Source organism: Desulfobacterales bacterium (assembly GCA_029211065.1).
GTDB lineage: Bacteria > Desulfobacterota > Desulfobacteria > Desulfobacterales > JARGFK01 > JARGFK01.
On sequence record JARGFK010000050.1, the window covers coordinates 1 to 20,529 of the forward strand.

Annotated in this window: 16 protein-coding genes; 6 read left to right on the forward strand and 10 right to left on the reverse strand. The window is 53.5% G+C overall.

Going from position 1 to position 20,529, the window contains the following annotated elements; translation table 11 throughout:
• Positions 1–176: 176 nt before the first annotated feature.
• On the reverse strand, positions 177–665 hold the full coding sequence (locus tag P1P89_12265) for a hypothetical protein (protein MDF1592282.1): 489 nt from the start codon (positions 663–665) through the stop codon (positions 177–179).
• A 203-nt stretch (positions 666–868) separates the two neighbouring features.
• On the opposite strand from P1P89_12265, the gene ubiE reads away from it, so the two are divergent.
• The gene (gene ubiE, locus P1P89_12270) at positions 869–1,684 is read left to right on the forward strand and encodes a bifunctional demethylmenaquinone methyltransferase/2-methoxy-6-polyprenyl-1,4-benzoquinol methylase UbiE (GenBank protein ID MDF1592283.1); all 816 of its coding nucleotides are present in this window, start codon (positions 869–871) and stop codon (positions 1,682–1,684) included.
• Positions 1,685–1,695: 11 nt separating this feature from the next.
• Positions 1,696–2,304 (forward strand): class I SAM-dependent methyltransferase, encoded by a 609-nt coding sequence (locus P1P89_12275; protein MDF1592284.1) that lies wholly within the window; start codon positions 1,696–1,698, stop codon positions 2,302–2,304.
• A 10-nt stretch (positions 2,305–2,314) separates the two neighbouring features.
• On the opposite strand, the gene P1P89_12280 is transcribed toward P1P89_12275, so the two are convergent.
• The 9 genes from P1P89_12280 to P1P89_12320 form a co-directional block, all read right to left on the reverse strand.
• Positions 2,315–2,980, reverse strand: coding sequence for a GntR family transcriptional regulator (locus tag P1P89_12280; GenBank protein ID MDF1592285.1), 666 nt, complete (start codon positions 2,978–2,980; stop codon positions 2,315–2,317).
• A gap of 47 nt (positions 2,981–3,027) precedes the next feature.
• Positions 3,028–4,191: an amidohydrolase family protein gene (locus P1P89_12285; GenBank protein ID MDF1592286.1), complete on the reverse strand. Its 1,164-nt coding sequence runs from the start codon at positions 4,189–4,191 to the stop codon at positions 3,028–3,030.
• A 306-nt stretch (positions 4,192–4,497) separates the two neighbouring features.
• Positions 4,498–5,460: an MFS transporter gene (locus P1P89_12290; GenBank protein ID MDF1592287.1), complete on the reverse strand. Its 963-nt coding sequence runs from the start codon at positions 5,458–5,460 to the stop codon at positions 4,498–4,500.
• A gap of 599 nt (positions 5,461–6,059) precedes the next feature.
• Positions 6,060–7,607 (reverse strand): bifunctional GNAT family N-acetyltransferase/carbon-nitrogen hydrolase family protein, encoded by a 1,548-nt coding sequence (locus tag P1P89_12295; protein MDF1592288.1) that lies wholly within the window; start codon positions 7,605–7,607, stop codon positions 6,060–6,062.
• Between the two features lie 160 nt (positions 7,608–7,767).
• A complete protein-coding gene (locus P1P89_12300) occupies positions 7,768–8,484 on the reverse strand; it encodes a cytochrome b5 domain-containing protein (GenBank protein ID MDF1592289.1) in 717 nt (238 codons plus the stop codon).
• Positions 8,485–8,582: 98 nt separating this feature from the next.
• Positions 8,583–9,533 carry a UbiA family prenyltransferase gene (locus P1P89_12305; GenBank protein MDF1592290.1) on the reverse strand — a complete coding sequence of 317 codons (951 nt, stop codon included), beginning with the start codon at positions 9,531–9,533 and terminating at the stop codon, positions 8,583–8,585.
• A gap of 254 nt (positions 9,534–9,787) precedes the next feature.
• Positions 9,788–11,167: a class II fumarate hydratase gene (locus tag P1P89_12310; protein ID MDF1592291.1), complete on the reverse strand. Its 1,380-nt coding sequence runs from the start codon at positions 11,165–11,167 to the stop codon at positions 9,788–9,790.
• A gap of 19 nt (positions 11,168–11,186) precedes the next feature.
• Positions 11,187–12,044 carry a 2-oxoacid:ferredoxin oxidoreductase subunit beta gene (locus P1P89_12315; GenBank protein ID MDF1592292.1) on the reverse strand — a complete coding sequence of 286 codons (858 nt, stop codon included), beginning with the start codon at positions 12,042–12,044 and terminating at the stop codon, positions 11,187–11,189.
• 9 nt (positions 12,045–12,053) lie between these two features.
• A complete protein-coding gene (locus tag P1P89_12320) occupies positions 12,054–13,745 on the reverse strand; it encodes a 2-oxoacid:acceptor oxidoreductase subunit alpha (GenBank protein MDF1592293.1) in 1,692 nt (563 codons plus the stop codon).
• A gap of 384 nt (positions 13,746–14,129) precedes the next feature.
• On the opposite strand from P1P89_12320, the gene P1P89_12325 reads away from it, so the two are divergent.
• Genes P1P89_12325 through lpdA form a run of 4 tightly spaced genes read left to right on the forward strand, consistent with a single transcriptional unit; the run spans position 14,130 to position 20,475 of the window.
• A complete protein-coding gene (locus tag P1P89_12325; protein MDF1592294.1) occupies positions 14,130–14,909 on the forward strand; it encodes an alpha/beta fold hydrolase in 780 nt (259 codons plus the stop codon).
• A 5-nt stretch (positions 14,910–14,914) separates the two neighbouring features.
• Entirely contained in the window at positions 14,915–17,644 is a 2,730-nt protein-coding gene (locus P1P89_12330; GenBank protein ID MDF1592295.1) for a 2-oxoglutarate dehydrogenase E1 component, read from the forward strand.
• A 9-nt stretch (positions 17,645–17,653) separates the two neighbouring features.
• Positions 17,654–19,048, forward strand: a complete 1,395-nt coding sequence (odhB, locus tag P1P89_12335) for a 2-oxoglutarate dehydrogenase complex dihydrolipoyllysine-residue succinyltransferase (protein MDF1592296.1) — start codon at positions 17,654–17,656, stop codon at positions 19,046–19,048.
• Between the two features lie 2 nt (positions 19,049–19,050).
• On the forward strand, positions 19,051–20,475 hold the full coding sequence (lpdA, locus tag P1P89_12340; GenBank protein MDF1592297.1) for a dihydrolipoyl dehydrogenase: 1,425 nt from the start codon (positions 19,051–19,053) through the stop codon (positions 20,473–20,475).
• The last annotated feature ends 54 nt before the right edge of the window (positions 20,476–20,529 follow it).

The window sequence follows — 20,529 nt, forward strand, 5'->3', positions numbered from 1 at the left end:
AGCAACAGGGTGTCTTGGCTCCTCCATAACCGCATACTACACCATGTGGTCGGTTGAGTAAAGTGCATACCCACTTTAAATTTAAAGAAAAAGAAACCACAAGGGGTCCGCACATGCCGATACAGTGGCCAAAGCCGACGGTAAATCCGCTCGTAAAGAATATCAGATACAGTGCGTCAATAGATAACATCAAAAATAAAATCCGCTTTTCCCCTGCCCGGGACCGTGACCGTCGTCTGCCAGGTGCGGCGGCCGCTGGGGCAGCGCACAATAACGCCTTTTCCGCTATACTCAGTCCGGGATGTTTTTTCTAAAATTACCCGGTTCGGACCCATTTTCATCCCGGGCATTCCCAGATCGATATACGGCGTCTGGTCCGGGCCTTCGCCTGCAAGCGAGACCTTGAATACCAGATCCTGCATGGCTTTGACCGGTTTCGGGCGGATGTCCAGCGTAACGTCGAGTCCCGGCAGGCTCCGGGTACAGGCCCCATCGTGGATACGGCAATTGATTTGGCTTTCAGCCGCATCCGCAGCAGGAACATGTATTCCCGGCAGGGCTATCGTAAGCAGTAGAAAAAAAAAGGACGCCTTCAAGATAAAATGAAATTGTTCGCGGCCGGCTGTTTGACATTGCAACGCAAGATCAACTCTTAAAAGGTTCATATGGACCTCTTTCCTTTCAAGCGTTTGATACCCGTCATCCAACGCATATTCAAAATCTGGACATGAAATAATTTAGTACCATTTAGGTTGATATGAGGGAAATAATCAAGAATTTTATTTCATATCGTTATTATTAAAGCCTTCTGGCAATTTGGCTCACGTTTTGATATACAATTTAACGCTACCGGCAACAAAAGGATCACATGATGCTTTCAAAAAAAACCACCTGGCTGGACGAGCAAAGCAAAATCGGCCGCTCCGGGGAGCAGACGGACCGGAACGATCTCGTCTATTTTGGATACCAGAAAGTTCCCCGGGAAGAAAAAGTCCATCGGACCTGTCTTCATTTTGAAACCGTGGCCAAGCGCTATGATTTTATGAATACGCTTTTGAGTTTCGGCATCCATTATCTCTGGAAGCGTTCGGCCATCCGGATGATGAAATTAAAGCCCGGCGACCGGGTTCTGGATGTTTGCGGCGGGACCGGCGATCTTTCGATCCTGGCACACCGATCAGTCGGAACGGCCGGCCGGGTGGTGCTGTTTGATATCAACCGCGCCATGATCCAAGCCGGTAAAACCAAACCGACCCATGCCTCCGTCAGGCGCCAGATTCAACACGTTCAGGGAAACGCGGAGGCACTTTCTTTTCCCGACAACTATTTTGATGCTGCCATGGTGGGGTTCGGCATCCGTAACGTGACTCGGATGGAACAGGGATTTACAGAGATGCACCGGATCTTGAAGCCCGGCGGCACACTGATGTGCCTGGAATTCTCCAAGCCCACAGCCCCCTTGTTCCGCTTTCTGTATGATTTTTATTCATTTAAAATCATGCCGCTTCTGGGTGAACTGCTGGCCGGCTCCCGCAGAGCCTACACCCTCCTGCCGGAATCCATCCGGACGTTTCCGTTGCCGGGCGAATTGGCCGATATACTGAAACGTATCGGATTTAGGCGGGTCGTCTTTCGCCGGCTGACTAACGGCATCGCTGTCGTGCATCTCGGTAAAAAGCAATAGGGGTCTAAAATATGAAACTGAACTGGGCCGAACGCTGGGTCGTCAACAATCCTTCCCGGGTAATTCAGCAACGTATTGAAATCGGCTGGCTGAAAAAGAAAATGCCTTTAAAACCGGGGGCCGCCGTTCTTGAAATCGGCTGCGGCCGCGGCGCCGGCGCCAGGCTCATCCGCCAGGCCTTTAATCCCGCCCTGATGCACGCCCAGGACCTGGATATCGAAATGATCCAAAAAGCCCGCCGCTACCTGGGAAGCGAATTCGTTAAAGACATTACGCTTTCGGTGGCGGACTCAATTCGAATTCCATTTAAGGACCGGTCTTTTAACGCCGTGTTTGATTTCGGGGTGCTGCATCATGTGCCTGACTGGCAGGCGGCCTTGTCTGAAATCGAACGGGTATTAAAACCGGGCGGGATATTTTATGTGGAAGAACTTTATCCGGCCTTGTACGGGAATTTTATCACCCGCCATATCCTTCTGCATCCCACCGAAAATCGATTCCGCGGCAGTGACTTTTGCAGCGCATTGGCGGATCGGGGAATGCCGCTGCAGGCGTCCTTTGAAGTCCCCGGCATGTGGCTGCTGGGGGTGGCGGTTAAAACGAACCGGGTTTCCGCCTGAACCGCTTAACTCAATTCGTTTTCTCTTCCTTGAACTTTTTTTCAAAAACCTGGATATTCCCCAGTATGCTTTCTTTCCTTAGCCTTTCCGCTTTTTCAGCGTCCCTATCCTCAAATGACCGTATGATCTTTTCATGCGCTTCCATGGAACGCTTGAGCCTTTCCGGGCTCTGCAGAATATCGGTCCGATAGCGTTTGGTCTGTTTGACAAAGGTCTGGATCATGTTGATTAGCCGTTTATTCCGGCAGGCATTGATAAGGATTTCATGAAATTTAAGGTTTAGTTCAAAATAAGCTTTTACGTTTTTTTTGCTGACCTCAAGACGCATCTGTTTCTGTAAATTTTTTAGTTGAGCCAGCACTTCAGGGTCATATCTCTTTACGGCCCAATAATGTGCCAGACTTTCCAGGCTGGCCCTTATATGATAGATTTCTTCAATATCGTTCAGGGTAATTTGGGTGACGCTAACCCCCTTGCGCGGTTCATGTACCAGATACCCCTGGCTCTCTAAAATTCTAAGGGATTCCCGCAAAGGGGTCTGACTGACCCCGTATGTTTTGCAGAGGTCTGATTCAATCAGCCGCTGACCCGGTTTGAGTTTTCCCTCTAATATTTTTTCTTCCAGGTCTTCGGTGATAAATGTAACCAGGCTTTTCGGCCTATCTGTTTTCTTCATTGCTTTTTCAAGCCCCTAAGTTTGAGTATAAAGTAAAATATTCAAATCTAAATAAGTCCATACAAGCGGGCGGCATTGTCATGCAGAATCATGCGCCCTGCCATTTCAGCATCTTTCTTTTCTATTAACCCGAGGCGCACCGCATCCCCCAGAACCTCCGCCAAGGCTATCTTAGCCGTTTTAGCAGACAACCATGCAATTTCAGGCGTCCCATGGCCGCCGCTGCCGACAACGATTTTGGAAAGCGGCGCCCAGGCCATCACATCCCGGTAACATTCAGCGATGCGCAGAGAGGCCCAGGGCGTCATCTGCCCCATATCCACCCAGACATGGGGAAAGCCATGGGCCATCTGGCCGGCCTGCTTGGTCCAGGGAAAACCGGCATGGAGTAAAACAATTTTAGTTTTTAAAAACTCGGTGTGCTTTAAAAAGGGGGCCAATAAGAACGGGTCCGCATTGTGGATCGGTCCGTTCCAGGTGCCGCCGGTAAAACCACTGTGAAGATGAACCGGCACGTCCAATTCCTGGCATTGAAGTAAAATGGCGGTGAAAACAGCGGTATATATTTTTTTATAAGCTGCGGCGTCTCCCGCTTTAGCCTTGGGAAAGACGGCTGCCGCCTCTTTCTCCCAGACCGGCAGGACGTCGAAGCTGACCTTTTCCGCCAGGTGGACCTTGACCCCGATAAATCCGTCCTTTTTAATTGAATTTTCCAAGCTTTCCTGGAAATTGCCAAGCAGCTCTCCATAGGATTCGACCGTTTTCAGGAATTTATCCAGAGGCGGTTCAAACTGGAACAGCCTCAGTTTTTTCCCCGGCATCAGCTCCAGCAGAGGATCATTGATGGGAAGACCGGTATCTAAAACGGTCCTTACAATACCGGCATCTTTATAGAGCAGCTTGATATAGTCGGCAAAGCTTTTAGATGAAATCCGGTTGCGCGCCTGGCCGACGGCCTCCAGTTCCGCCGGACAATCAAGAACCTTGGACAGCTGGCAGATCAGGGTCTGGACAACCCCCATAAAGGGAAAGTGGAAACGAAGCGCATCGGTGGCCCCCCACATCCGCGCCTTGGCAGCCTTCGGGTCGGGAATATCACCCATGCCATGAAAAAACTCACGGGCCAGAAATTCCGGTTCCAAGGTTGCCTTTTTGGGATCATAGGGATGGCAGTGATGATCAATAAATGGCAGATCATTAAAGTTCAGCATGGTCTTTACCTTTCCTGAAAAATTTAAAAATTGTTATACTTTTAAAATGATTCGTAGCCTGGAGCGCAGTTTTTTTATTATAAAAATAAATTTGATGGGCAGTTCGCGTGAAAAAAAAATCGTTAAATCCCCGATAGGTTGCTGAAAGCATCGTCATTTTAATAACAGCAGGGATTAATAATTTTTTATTAGTTTATCGATTATCGATTGTCAATAAATAATTTATATTTTTTTCAATTTATCTATAATAAGGCAGCGGATCGGAAAACCTGCGGGTTGTTGGTAATGGACGAAAGAAGAGAAAGTTCAGAGCAAAGTTTTTTTTAAGCCTGCAAATCGATATGCAGCCCAGACTGCGCCTGTGCCCGCCAGCCCCAGGGTGCTGAACGCCCATCCCCACGACGCGTACGCTACGCTCCCCGCTTCTCCGGGATTGGTCCAATCCAGCACAGCGCCGAACACCAGCGGTGCAAGTGCGCCGGCGCCAAACCCGATTAAAGACCTCAACCCGAAAGCCGCCCCCAGGTATGAGGGCTCCATCGCTTCGGTCAGGGCTGCCGATAGCACCGGTGAGTCCCCCAGGGTGGTAAATGCGTAAATCAGGCCTATGGCAACGACCACCAGTATGTGCCACGCCACTATCCATCCCAGAACGAACGAACAGATGGTGCTCATGGCTGCAAGCGTAAAGAGCACACGGTCGCGCCCGAGGCGATCCGACAGGGATCCCATGGAATAGGATGCCAGCAGTGCCGTCAGGTGGAACCCCGCCGTGATATAGGCCCCGAAGCCGGCGGCATTAAGGTTGTCTATACCGCGCAGGGCCAGCGCTGAAAAAAGAAAGGCCGGTATCCAGGATCGCATGCCCTGCAATTCCCAGTTATGGCAGGTATAGCCGTTAATCAGCAGCATGGCAGGCTTGTTCCCCAGCACCTCTTTGGTGAATTTTTGCTCTTTTTTCCGGGGTGCTATGGATACCGGGGTGTTTGCCAGGGTAATCCAAATTACGACCGCTGCAATCAGCGGCCCTGAACCTGTCACCATAAATGCAAGCCGGTAACCGCCAATCGGCATGGCAATGCCGCTTAATATGAGCGAGAGGGCAAAGCCGAACGAAGTGCTCGCCACAAAAAGACCGGAAACCATCCCCCTGCGTTCCCTGGGATAGCGTTCGGAAAGTATCATCAATCCGGTGGTATAGGTGCCGGCCAGGGAGATTCCGACAAGCGTATAAAGGATCAGGCCGGAAAGATAGCCCCGGGCCAGCAAGGCAAATAGCAGACGCCTTGCATGGCCGGACCGTATTGCCGGTGAATCGCAATGTATAATTTATAGAGAGATGAGTTTGGGGTGTGGACGGAACAAGGCTTTATTCACTTTGATAAGACGTCGGGCAATGGTAACCGTGGTATTCCATTTTTTTAAAAAAAGCCCGGCAAAATTACTTTTGTCGGGCTTTTCAATGATTCGGAATTAAAGATCAGCGATTAATGTCCGTCAGGCTTTCTTATTGGAATAACAGTCTTTGCAGTAGACCGGACGATCACCGCTTGGTTTGAACGGAACTTCGCATTCCTTTTTACATTCCGAGCAAATCGCCTTATGAAATTCCCTCGGACGTCCGCCACCGTATCCACCCTTGCCGCCACCTTGATTGAAACCCATATTTTCTCCTTAGTCTTTGAATCTGGTTAGGCCTGCACACCTGTACAGCCATATGTATCAGATCCTATTAATTGAGTGAATGATATAAGTACGCTTCCCGGAATGCAAGGTAAATAAATTCATTTTAAAAATCACCTGAATATTGCAGGGAAATTGATGAAAATTGAAGCATACCCATGGCAGGAGTGTTAAATAGGGTTGCTTCATTCCTGGACCGGATGGATCCATTCTACCCTGTACAGGTCCTTGCGTCTGCTGTCCAGGTTCCGGACGCTGCCGTGTTTTCGAAGTGCCTTAAGCAGGTCCAGATCCACGTCGGCAATCAGGGTCATTTCCGTGTTGGGCGTTGTTTCAGCCGCAATGGCGTCATGGGGAAAGGCAAAATCCGATGGTGTGAAAATGGCTGACTGGGAGTATTGGATTTCCATGTTTTCCACCTTGGGCAGGTTGCCGACACTGCCGGAGATTGCAACATAGCATTCATTCTCGATGGCCCGGGCCTGGGCGCACCTGCGGATTCTAAGATACCCGTTTTTGGTGTCGGTCCAGAACGGGACCAGCAGGATTTTCATGCCTTTTTCTGCCAGCAGTCGCGGCAGCTCTGGAAATTCGACATCATAGCAGATCAGTATCCCGATTTTTCCAACGTCCGTATCAAATACGGTGAGCCTGTCCCCGCCCTTCAGTCCCCAGTATTCAGCTTCATCCGGTGTGATGTGCAGTTTCTTCTGGGCATCCCAGGTGCCGTCACGCCGGCACAGGAACGAGACGTTATACAGTTTCTGATCAACGGTCTGAGGCAGGCTGCCGGCAACGATGTTGATGTTGTAACTGATTGCCATCTGCAGCAGTGCGTCCCGCAAGGGTTCTGTATGTTCAGCCAGGCGGCGCATGGCCTGGGGCGGGTCTTCCTGGTTGTAACGGGCAAGGAGCGGGGCGTTAAAAAGCTCCGGCAGCAGGAGCAGGTCGGCATTGTACCCGGACACGGTGTCCACGAAGAATTCCACTTGGTGAAGCACTTCATCCAGGGACTGGAACTGCCGCATTTGCCACTGGGCTGTACCCAGGCGGACGTTGGATTTCCTGCCCCACACTTGTTTTTTGGTTCTCTGGTAAAAGATGTTATCCCAGACAAGAAAAACAGCATTGCTCATGGAGGCCTTGTCCGCAGGAATGTAATTACGGATGGCCCGTTTGGGATGGAAATCGTTGGCCAGCTGAAAGGTCAGAACCCTGTCGATGATCTCCCGGCTTTTTACCTTCTGGATATATTCACCCGGGGTCATGGTTTTGTGATAAGCGGCATAACCGGGTATTCTGCCGCCGATGATGATTCCCTTTAAATTCAGGGTGACGCACAGTTCCTTGCATGCATCATAAAGACGCCTCCCCAGGCGCATTCCCCGGTATTGGCTGTGAACAAACAGATCGATGCCGTACAGGTAGTCGCCGTCATCATCGTGGCTCTCGAATTTCCCGCTGGAAACGATATCTTCGTAGGAGTGGTCGTCTTCAAGGCTGTCATAATCGATGATCAGCGTGAGGGCTACCGATACTACCCTGCCCTTGTCTTCGATGCAGATCTGTCCCTGGGGAAAAAGGGCCAGGAGTGTTTCAAACTCCGTTTTGGTCCACGCGCCACCCATTAGCGAGTAGGCTTCATCCATGATGTCCTTGCAGTCATCGTAATCCGACCGGACAAGGTTCCTGAGTGAGAGTTTATGGCTCTGATTGTCGGATTCGGTATTCATGTGAGCTTCTCCATGGTTCATGTTTCAATGTGGATGGTTTTCCGGGTCGGCTGTTTGGGGAATCCTGCGATGGACCCCATATCCTTCCTGTCTCTCTGGAATGTGGGCAGGCTCAGGCTGTACTTGAGAATCAGGTGAGCAACGATGGAGTTTAAATTTTTTATTCATTTTCAATGGGAAAGGTCAATTGCGCGCCGAACCAGCCGATCACCGTCACCATGGGCAGAAAAGATAGGACCAGCAGCAGATATATATACCCGATCCCGCCAAGATTATCCAAAACATCCGGTACCCTAAGCCGCCATATAAACGCAATGACGGCCAGGACAAGCATCACCGGCGAAAGCCGTTTTTTAATGAGCACGGCCCGAACCGGACGGAAGAGGTAGTTCAGCCACCAGGTATACAGTCCCGTCAGGATAGTGACGATGGTAAAAAAGATGCCGGCCCCCAGCGAATGCAGGGCCGTCAGTTCAAAGGACTTTACGCCGGTAATGAGGTAAAGCACATTAAACACAGTGGTGGAAAACATAAAGACAATCGGAAAGTGTACCGTCATGGGATGGGGATGCCGCCGCAGCATGGGGTAGCGCGCCAGCAGCCATGACAATACGGCCGGCATCTCAACCTCGGACGCCTTTTGTTTTTTGAGAATGCCTACTTGCGAAAACTTTTCAAACACTTCCGGGCCATGGGGTGCGGCCTTGATATCCGTGCTGAGATCGGCTCCGGCGCGGTGGCGCTTCATATGCATGCCGGCCTTCCAGCGTTTGCTTTCGCTGATGTCGTAGACCTTTCCCTGGTGGGCAATATAAATGGGACTTCCATTTTCTCCGTTGTATTTCGCCAGCTCTTCAGAATCGAATTCTTTCATCATTTTCACCCGTTTCTATTCAGTTTTTCAGAAGCCGTTTCGAAATCCCCCAAGAAAGTTCATCATAAAAAAATACCCGACCAGATTTACGCAATAGTGTACTAAGGAACGATAACGGAAACAACCAGTTTAACCACCACCACCATCAGCAGCGCCAGCGGGTAATAACTGGCCCGGTTGAAAAGGGCCATGGCGTTTTTGCGCTCTTTTATCTTATATAACCGCAGGGCCGGAACAATTATAAAATAAATCCCCACAATCAAAAAAACGATGACAACTAACAGTTCAAAAACAGCCTGAGAAAAATGAACAACCGCAATATTCAGCATCACGGCGGCGATCAGTGTATAGAGTATCAGGGCCGTGGCCCGTTCGGCGCCGAACCGCACGGGAACCGTTTGGGCTTCAAGCCGCCGGTCCTCCTCGATGTCGGCCCAGTCATGGGGTATGTTCTGGCCGCCGATTTCCCAGCAGAATATCCATACAAACAACGACAGCATGAATGCCAACGAAGGATCGGGGTCCACCGCGAATACGGCGGCAACAGCACCGGACGTTTTGACCGCACCGCTCACGAGGGTTCTCAAAGAACTGACCTTCAGCATCAGGCAATAAACCGCTTCAAGAGCGCAGCCGGCCACGAAAACAACGACGCACACCGGGTTCAGGAGATAGGCGCCCAGCATCGCCAGCCCCCCCCAGGCCAAGACCCAGGTCAAGCCTTCTCTGTAACTCAGCAGCCCGTAGGCCATGGGATGGCGAACCATGACATCATCCAGGTAGGATTCCGCCGCCGGCAGTTCGCCGCTTTTCACCCTTTCCCGGTCCACGCGGTAATCGATCACATCATTTAAGGCATATACGGCTGTATAGCCGGCAAAGGCGGTCAAAAGGCCCAGCAGAATCACTTTCAGGGGGGGGAAGGCTCCCAGCCAAAGCAATGCAGCCAGCGCAGGCGTGCTGATGTCCAGAACGGCATGGGGGGTCCGTGAAAGCGCCCAGAAAAGCTTTATGCGGGACAGGCCGTGATGATCGGAAATTGCTGTGTTCAAATCAATTGATCCTTCCTTATGCTCATGCCCGAGGAGGCCGTATTGTTTGTCATCTCGGGCAGGCTGTTTTTAATAATCGCTCAGGTGTTTAGGCTGAAGGCTGAAGTATTAATAGAACCTATCTCAAAAAAAAGATTTTTGTTTCAGATCAAGGCGAAGCAAGCATAAACCCGCAGGAATACTTGAGTATTTCGAGGAGTTGATGCGCGGCTTCAACGCCGATATGGGACAAAAAGACTTTTTTGAGATTGGTTCTAATCTTTTTCAAGCGGCCCCAACAGCCGATTCAATTCCGCCTCGCTTAAAACCTTTTCATCCAGCGCCACTTCCCGGACGGTTTTACCCGTATCATAGGCTTTATTGGCGATCCCTGCGGCCCTGTCGTAACCGATCAGCGGGACCAGGGCCGTCACCAGGGCCAGGCTCTGCTCGATATTTGAAAAACATTTCCGGCGGTTGGCCGTAATACCCTTGATGCATTTATGTGCGAACACTTCGGCTGCGGCCGACAACAGGCTGATGGATTGCAGCAGATTATAAGCCATCACCGGCAGCATGACGTTCAATTCAAAATTGCCGGACTGCCCCCCCAGGGTAATGGTGGCGTCGTTGCCCATCACCTGGGCTGCTGCCTGGACCACAACCTCCGGAATGACCGGATTTACTTTTCCCGGCATGATGGAAGAACCGGGTTGGAGTGACGGAAGGGTGATTTCGCCGATCCCGCAACGGGGGCCGCTTCCCATCCAGCGAATATCGTTGGCGATTTTAGTCAAGCTGACCGCAAGGGTTTTCAGGGCTCCGCTGGTTTCAACAGCTGCATCCTGGGCGGCCTGGGCCTCAAAGTGATTGACCGCCTCCCGGAACGGCGCCCGGGTATGCTCGGCAATCAGCGCAATAACCCGCGGGGCAAACTCCGGATGGGTATTGACGCCGGTGCCCACCGCGGTGCCCCCCAGCGCCAGTTCGACCAGCCGCACTTCGGCAGCTTTGATTCTGTCCGTCCCCAGTTCAATCTGACGTACATATCCGGAAAATTCCTGGCCCAGGGTGACGGGAACGGCATCCTGCAAATGGGTTCGGCCGATTTTCTCGATATCGGCAAAGGCGGCCGCCTTGTCCGACAGGGAGCTGTGGAGCACCTGCAGCGACGGAAGCAGGCGATTGCGGATGGCAGTCACCGCTGCAACATGAAGGGTCGTCGGAATGACATCGTTGCTGGACTGCCCCAGGTTCACGTGGTCATTGGGATGCACCGGCGACTTTCCGCCTTTTTGCCCGGTAATGATTTCATTGGCCCGTGAAGACAGAACCTCATTCATATTCATGTTGGTTGAAGTGCCGGAGCCGGTCTGAAAGATATCCACCGGAAATTGATCGGCATGCTTTGCCGCCAGCACTTCCCGGGCGGCCGCAATAACGGCATCGGCTATTTCCGGCGGCAGAAGCCCCAGTTCTTTGTTCACCCTGGCGCTGCACTGTTTGATCAGCGCCAGGGCATGGATGAATTCCTGCGGAAACGTCAGCCCGCTGATGGGGAAGTTTTCCACTGCCCGCTGGGTTTGCGCCCCGTAGTAGGCATTTTCAGGGACACTGATTGTTCCCATGGTGTCTTTTTCCTCCCTGAATTCCATTTTGCCTTCCCCCTTTTACTTACTGCTCTGAAAGTAATGCCTGAAGCCGTTTCTGGCTGTACACTTTCGCAATCAAAGGCCTTTTTTTCAGCGCCGGTATTTGATCCGTGAATGTGGGTATTTCTTTCCGGTAAAAGATGCCGATGGGAATTTTGTCCCCCCACACCCGGGCCGCGGTGATGGCCGCGGTAAAATCCTCGGTCCGGTGTTTTGCTTTGGCATTCAGGTCATAGACCCTTTTTTTATACCAGTCGTAGGTATTGACGCTGTTAAAAGAAACACACGGCTGCAGGATATCGATCAGGCTAAAACCTTTGTGCCGGAAGCCGGCCTGGATCAGATTGCTGAGATGTTCGGTGTTGCCGGCAAAACCGCGCGCCACAAATCCGGCGCCCAGGGATATGGCAACGGCCAGGGGGTTGAACGATTCGCTGGTGACCCCCGCCTGCTGCTGTTTGGTCACCATCCCCAGATCGGCCGTGGGGGAGGCCTGCCCCTTGGTCAGCCCGTAGACCTTGTTGTTGTGGGCCAGCAGGGTAATGTCAAGGTTGCGCCGAATGGCGTGCATGAAATGATTGCCGCCTTCGCCGTAACAATCCCCGTCTCCTGAATTCACCAGTATGTTCAACCGATGATTGGCCATCTTGGCGCCGGTGGCCACCGGCAGCGCGCGGCCGTGCAGCCCGTGAAAGGTATTGCATTTCAGGAAATGCGGCGTCTTGGCCGCCTGCCCGATGCCGGAAATGATCAGGACCTTATCCGGCGTCAAGTCCAGTTTAACCAGGGCGTCTTTGATGGCGGATAAAATCCCGAAATTGCCGCATCCCGGGCACCACTGGTTTTCATAATCGGATTCATAGGTTTTAATGCTGACCATATGGACACCTCACATCTTTTTTTGAACGCCCTCAATAATCTCTTTCGGATAAAAGGGCCGGCCGTCATATTTCAGTATCGCGCCGCTAAAATCCAGCCCGGTCTGCTGCCGGATCAACTGGCCAAGCTGGGCCGTGGTGTTCTGCTCCACCATAATGATCTTTTTTTTCTTCTGCAGCGCAGTCTTAACCGCACTATCCGGAAACGGCCACAGGTCGGTAAAATGCAAGCTGCCGGCATCGAGGCCCTTTTCTCTCAGCCCATCCACCGCCTCCTGGATGGCGCCCTTGGTGGATCCCCAGCCGATGAGCAGGATATCGCTGTCCCCATGGTAACCCTGAGGCGGCCGCATTTCCGAAAGCATGGCCGGCCATTTGGCCTGACGCTTGTCGACCATCCGGACCCGGTCGCTTATGGTTTCGCTGATGTGTCCGTCTTCACGGTGCTCGTCGCTGGACACCACCACCAGGGCCTTGCCTTTACAGGGAAGTGCCCGGGGCGATACGCCCGACGGCGTTATGGCAAAGCGCTGGTAGGCCCCTGGGTCTTTCATGTCTTTATCCCCCACAATAGACCGTTCAATGTTGCGGGGAGCTGCCAGGGGCTTTTCGATTGTAAAAAGGGAATCATTAAAATACTGGTCCACCAGAACAATGGCCGGCACCTGATATTTTTCAGAAAGGTTAAATGCCCGGGCGGTCATGTCATAGGCCTCCTCCGGGGTGCCCGGCGCAAATACGAACCGGGGAAACTCGTCCTGGGATGCCCGGATCACAAAATGAAGATCGGCCTGGGCCGTGCGGGTCGGCAGCCCGGTGGCCGGGCCCGGTCGCTGGGCGTTGACGATCACAATCGGCGTTTCCGTGATGGCGGCAAGTCCCAGCCCTTCCACCATCAGCGAAAAACCGCCGCCGGATGTGGCTGTCATGGCCCGGGCGCCCGCAAAGGCTGCGCCGATGACCATGTTGACTGCCGCGATTTCATCTTCAGCCTGCTCCACAACCACGGGGCACTGCCCAGCAAACGACGCCAGATGGGCCATGATGCTGGTGGCGGGCGACATGGGATAAAAGGCCCCCACCCGGCAGTCTCCAGCCATAGCCCCCAGGGCGACCGCTTTGGACCCCTCCATCAGGATACCCCTGGGTCGGGTCTTTTTCCAGCTGAAGGCCCACTTGAACGACGTTCCCTTTACCGCGCCAAACCCCAGTTCCGCCGCCTTGATATTTTTTTCCAGGATGTCCCTGCTCTTTTGGCTGAACTGCTCGGAAAGAATCCGTTTCATTATGCTAAACGGCGCTCCCAGGAGCGCCAGACAGGCGCCGACGGCAACGGTGTTGGAGGTAATCCTGGCCCCCGCCTGTTTGGCCAGTTCGATAAAGGGAACCGAAACCGCCTTTTTATTTGGACCGGCTCCCTTTTCCATTAAGATGATTCCGCCGGGAACCATTTCCGCGGCGTGGGTCTGGACGGTTTTATCGTCCATCGCCACCAGCAGGTGAATGCGATGGTCGGGGGCCTGAACCGGCCGGTCGCTGATCCGCACCTGGAAAAAGCTGCGACCGCCCCGGATTCTTGACTCAAAATCGTTTACGGCCATTACATACATGCCGGCCTGACACACCAGGGCCAGCAGCTGGCCGACGGTCTGGATGCCTTGGCCGGCTTCTCCTCCGATTTTAATGGAAATATCGATCTTCATGGGTCTTTACCTCCCGGACAGCCTGGAAACAAACTGCCGTTGATGGGACAAATAGTGACGCACCACCGGCTTGCGCGCGGGTAATCCTTATATGGCCGACGAGTTTAAAAATCCCACAAAAACCCTAACCCGTCAAGTTAAACCCTATGGGTACAAAAAACCCGCCGCCTGTTTCCGGAAAAACCATAATATATATGCGATCAACCGAATGAAAACTGAAAGCGATGCCACCGGTCATTCAACAATATCTATTTGACACGCCTTCTGTTTTTTCTTATTATTTCTGCAAATCTTTAATGGCCGCGGTCTATCTTATCAGGCACCATCTCATAATCATAAACCTTATCATTTTTTAGAACGATTCAAGATTTACAAAAAAAATAGATGGAAAAACAGGTTCATTTTAAAAATCATCTGGGTGAAAAACTCACCGGAACCCTGCACCAACCGGGAAAGCCCTCCGACGGGGGTATCATTATCGGGCACTGCTTCACCTGCTCCCGTCATACCCGCGTGCTTCAACAAATGGGACGCGAGCTGGCCGCGGCCCGATTCACGGTCCTGCGCTTTGATTTTTCCGGAAACGGTCAGAGTGAAGGCGCATTCATCGATTCGAGTTACGCCAAGCATATCGCCGAAATGAAAACCGCCGCAGCCTTTTTGTCCGCCAACAGCGGCGTTCGATGGATCGGGCTGGCCGGCCATAGTACGGGAGGCAATATCGCGCTGCTGGCCGGCGCCCGCTTGAAAAGCGTTCGGGCGTTTTGTTTGCTGGCCTCCCGTATATCCGGCATGAAGGCAACCCATTTCCTCAGCACAGCGCAGCAGACCGAAATAGAGAGGTCCGGCCGGGTTTTCTTTACCAGCCGGGGCCGTTCCCTGGAGATTTCAAAAGATTTTTTTGCTGATGCAGGCAACTATGATATGTTGAAAGTGATCGGTTCCCTCAAAAGACCGCTGCTGGTAATCCACGGCGACAGGGACGAAATTGTTCCCATGGACGAAGCCCTCCAGGCACATAAGCTAAATCCGGCTGCGATTACCCTGAAAGTCATTCCGGGGGCGGACCATATGTTCAGCCAAGAAGACCATCGCAGTCAGGTGGCCGAAGTGGTGGCCGACTGGTTTACCCGACAGCTGCATAAAAAACATGACAAGGCATAGAAACTATGGATATATCTGAGACTTGGAACGCAGACTACATTGACGCCCAGTATCGATTGTGGAAATCAGACCCCGATGCGCTGTCACAGGACTGGCAGTTTTTTTTCGAAGGCTTTGCATTGGCCGCTTCAGGCAAATTTGCCGCTGATGGACCCGAAGATGAACATGCCGTTTTAAAACAGGCCCGTGTGGAAGCGCTCATCTACCGATATCGGGATGTTGGACACCTGCTGGCCTGTCTGGACCCCCTTTCGGCCTGCCCGACCCAACATCCTCTCCTGGAGCTGAACGCCTTCGGTCTGTCGGAAAAAGACCTGGACAGAACTTTTTTTGCCAGGCATTTTTCAAAAACCCGACACGCCCCCCTGGGCGAGATCCTCCAGGCCCTGCGTGAGACCTACTGCCGTTCCATCGGGGTGGAATTCATGCATCTCCAGGACCCGGACGAACGGCGCTGGCTGCAGGACCGCATGGAATCGGTCCGCAATCAGCCGCAATTCGACAGTGCGTCCAGGGGCCAGATTTTGCACAAACTCCACCAGGCTACGCTCTTTGAAGCGTTTCTTCACAAAAAATATATCGGCCAGACCCGTTTTTCCCTGGAAGGCGCCGACGTCGTTATCCCCATGCTGGACCTTCTGGTCCGGCACCTGGCCCATAACGGGTGCCGCGAAATTATTCTCGGCATGTCCCACCGGGGCCGTTTGAATGTTCAGGCCCATATTTTAGACAAGACCTATGAGGAAATTTTTACTGAATTCGAACACTGCCATGACCCGGAAAGTCTTTTCGGCGCCGGCGACGTCAAATATCACAACGGCTATCTGGCTGATGTCAAGATCGGCCAGGATCGACAGATTCAGATTTTTCTGGTGAACAACCCCAGCCATCTGGAATCTGTAAATCCGGTGGTGGAGGGAGTTGCCAGGTCCCGCCAGGATTTAACCGGCGATATTGAACGCAACCGGGTCCTGCCGCTGCTGATCCATGGCGACGCCGCCTTTGCCGGGCAGGGAATCGTTGCCGAGACCCTGAACATGTCCCAACTCGAAGGGTATCACACCGGCGGGACGGTTCATCTGGTCATTAACAACCAGATCGGTTATACCACGCTCCCTGAAAATGCCCGCTCCACCCGCTACAGCACCGATATTGCTAAAATGCTGTCGGTACCGATTTTTCACGTTCACGGTGAAAATCCCGAGGCGGCCGTTCATGCCGTTCAACTGGCCTGCGACTACCGCATGGCGTTTAAAAAGGATGTGGTCATCGATCTGGTCTGCTACCGACGCTACGGTCACAACGAAGGGGATGAACCGTATTTTACCCAGCCGCTCATGTACGAACAAATCAAGCAGCGGCCGCCGCTCTATCAGCTTTACACCCAAAAACTGATGGCGGAAAACGTGATCACGGAAAAACAGACTCAAAAAATTGAAGCCACCATAACCCAAACCATCGAAGCCGCTTTTAAAGCGGTTCAGAGCGGCACTTGCCCGTTGCCCGCATCCCGTCGATACGACGACTGGAAGGAATATCTCGGAAATTATTCCCACAAACCCCTGCAAACCGGCGTGGACAAAAAGAAACTGGTTCAATATGCCCGCAGCTTAAACACCGTTTCGTCTGAATTTTCACTCTATCCCAAGCTGCAGCGGTTATTGCAGCGGCGGCTTGAAGCGGTTGAACAGGGCAAAGGGATCGACTGGGCCTGCGCCGAAGCCCTGGCCTTTGGGTCCATTCTGGCCGAAGGACATCCCATCCGGTTAAGCGGTCAAGACAGCGGCCGCGGCACCTTCAGTCAGCGCCACAGTGCGCTGATCGACACCCAAACGGGCAAGCGCCTGATTCCTTTGAACGGAATTTCAAAAAAACAGGCCTCTTTTACCGTCTATGACAGCATGCTTTCCGAAGCCGGCATTCTGGGGTTTGAATACGGTTATTCCCTGGCCCGACCCCGGGGATTAATCCTCTGGGAGGCGCAATTCGGCGATTTTGCCAACAATGCCCAGTCCATCATTGACCTTTATATCAGTTCCGGAGAAACCAAGTGGCAGCGCCAGAGCGGCCTGGTGCTGCTCTTGCCGCACGGATATGAAGGCCTTGGGCCGGAGCATTCCAGCGCCCGTCTGGAACGCTTTCTGCAGCTTTGCGCCGAGGACAACCTCCAGGTCTGCAACGCCACCACGCCGGCCCAGTATTTTCATTTGCTGCGACGCCAGGTGCATCAGCCTTTTCGCAAGCCGCTGATCCTGATGACGCCTAAAAGTCTGTTGCGCCATCCCCTGGCGATATCCGACCTCAGGGACCTGTCAACCGGATCCTTTCTTGAGGTCCTTGGGGATCCGGATGGCATAAAATCGCCCCGCACCCTCCTTTTTTGCAGCGGCAAAATTTTCTATGAGCTGTTGCAGCAGCGCCGGGACAAAAAACTGAAAGACTTCGCCATCATTAGGATAGAGCAGTTTTACCCGTTTCCGCTGGCGCAGTTAAAGAAAAGTCTTCAACGGTACAAAACCGTTAAAAAATGGCGCTGGGTTCAGGAGGAACCCCGGAATATGGGCGGCTGGAGCTTTATAGCCCCCCGGCTGGAGGTTCTGCTGAAACAGCCGCCGGAATATGTCGGCCGCAAGGCCTCGGCCAGCACTGCCACCGGTTATCCCAACTTATATAAACAGGAGCAGGCCGAAATCCTTGTAAATGCATTTAGATCGTCCAAGCGCCGAAAAGGATAAGGAGTTACGATGAAAATTGAAATCAAGATACCCAGTGTGGGGGAGTCCGTAAAAGAAGCGGTTCTGGTTGAGTGGTTTAAAAAAAACGGCGACTCCGTCCAGAAGGACGAACCGCTTTTCTTGATCGAAACCGATAAGGTTACCCTGGAGGTTGCGGCCGAAGCCGATGGTGTGTTGGAGATTAAGGTTTCCGAGGGTAAAACCGTCGCAATCGGCGCGGTGGTGGGAACCATCGATACCCAGGCTGCGGCTGCCAAGGGCAAAAAAGCGGCAGCCGCCGAAAAAGCGAAACCGATTGACAAAGCCCCCGAAACAGAACCCGACGAACCCGCCCCCAAACCGGCGGTAAAACAGGAAACGCCGGCGCCCGAAAAAAAAGCTGCTAAACAGCCGGAACCGCCACCGGAAGAGAGCGCTGCTAAACAGCCGGAATCGCCGGAACCTCCTCCGGCCCCGGTTGAGGATCGTGCCGAAGCAGCCCCGGCCTTGCCCCCGTCGGTGCGCCGGCTGGTAGCCGAAAAAAACATTGACGTTGCCCGCATCAGCGGAACCGGGCCCGGCGCAAGAATTACCAAGGGAGATGTGCTGCTGTATCTGGAAAGGGCCGAAAGCGGAGGTGCTGCAAAAACAGTGGACGCGACCCCGTCCCAAAAAGCTGCGACGCCCGAAACAAAACCTGCGCCGGCAGCCTCCGGCGGGGCTGAAGAAGCCGTCAGCCGCAAACCCATGAGCCCGATCCGCCGGCGCATTGCCGCCCGATTGCTGGAAGCCAAGCAGGGTACGGCCATGCTGACCACTTTCAACGATATCGACATGACCCGGGTCATGCAGGTCCGGGCGCTGCTGAAGGAAAAATTCAAAGAAAAATACGGCGTGCCCCTGGGATTCATGTCTTTTTTCATCAAGGCGACCCTCGAAGCATTAAAAGATTTCCCGGAAATTAACGCCGCCATCGACGGCGACGATATTGTGTATCATCATTACCATCATATCGGTATTGCCATCGGCTCCGACAGGGGCCTGGTGGTGCCGGTGATCCGTCATGCCGACCGGCTCGGCTTTGCCGAACTGGAGGGCGCCATTGTCGAATTCGTCAAAAAAATCAACGAAAAACGCCTGGAACTGGCCGATCTGGAAGGCGGCACATTCACCATCAGCAACGGCGGCATATACGGATCCCTGCTGAGCACCCCCATTTTGAACATGCCCCAGAGCGGGATCCTGGGCATGCACCGGATCGAGGACCGGCCGGTTGCCCGTGACGGCAAGGTGGAGAACCGCCCCATGATGTATGTTGCCCTGAGCTATGACCACCGCATTGTTGACGGCCGGGAAGCCGTCATCTTCTTAAAACGCATCAAGGAATGCGTTGAAAACCCGGAACTGATCATGATGGAGATTTAAAAATGGCTCAAAAAACGACCTATGATCTCATTGTTATCGGCAGCGGACCCGGCGGCTACGTGGCGGCCGTGCGGGCGGCCCAGCTCGGATTGAAAGTCGCCTGCGTTGAAAAGGAACCCCGCCTGGGCGGCGTCTGCCTGAACGTCGGGTGTATCCCCAGCAAAGCGCTGCTGGACTCCAGTGAATACTTTCACCTGGCCGGCAGTCACTTTGCCGACCACGGCATCAAAACCGGAAAACTGACCCTCGATCTTGCCGCCATGATGGCGCGCAAAGACCGGGTGGTAAAAGAGCTGACGGATAACATCCGCAAGCTGCTGGAGGGAAACAGCATCCCCATCATTCGCGGCACGGCCCGGCTGGCGGGTAAGGACAAGGTGGCAATCGCCCCGGCATCCGCCAAGGGAAAATCCAGGGGCCAGACCCTGCAGGCAACGCATATCCTGCTGGCCACCGGCAGCGAGCCCATCGCTCCCACCGGCTTAAAATTTGACGGAAAACGCATCGTCACCTCCACCGAAGCCCTTGCATTTAAAGAAGTGCCGAAACATCTCGGCATTGTCGGCGGGGGGTATATCGGCCTGGAACTCGGGTCGATCTGGCGGCGGCTGGGAAGCAAGGTGACCGTAATCGAAATGCTGTCGAAACCGGCCGCCGGCCTGGACGGACAGGTGGGGCGAACCCTCCAGCGCGTTCTGACCGCCCAGGGGCTCCACTTTCGTCTTAAAACCAAAGTGGCCGCAGCCAAAGCAGGCGCCAAGGGCGTAACCCTGACCCTTCAAACGGATGAAAAAAAAGAAACCCTCACGTGTGACCGGCTGCTGGTGGCGGTGGGCCGCCGTCCCCTGACCCGGGATCTCGGCCTGGAAGCGGCCGGCGTTAAAACCGATCCCAAAAGCGGCCACGTTATGGTGGATGCCTCCTGCCGCACCAGCATCCCTTCCATCTATGCCATCGGCGACCTGATCCCGGGGCCGATGCTGGCGCACAAGGCTTCGGCTGAAGGAATTGCCGCCGTTGAATGCATGGCCGGACGGGCCGGAGAAGTCAACTACGATACGATCCCGGCCGTGATATACACCTGGCCGGAAGTGGCCAGCGTGGGGCTCACGGAAGAGCAGGTGAAATCGCGCGACATTCCCTACAGCACCGGATCGTATCCCTTTTCAGGGGCCGGCAGGGCCCGGGCCATGGGAGAATCCGAAGGGTTTGTCAAGCTCATCGCCCATGCCAAAACCGACCGGGTGCTGGGGGTGCACATCATCGGACCGCGTGCTGCCGACATGATTGCGGAATGCGTCCTGGCCATGGAATTCGGCGCCTCATCCGAAGATATCGCCCGCACCGTGCACGGCCACCCCACCTTTGCCGAAGCCCTTCAGGAGGCGGCCATGGCCGTTCGCAAGTGTTCGATTTACGCGTCCTGAATTTTCAAAGCAAAATTGGCGAGATTAACGAACGGGAAGGCAGATAGCCCTTTT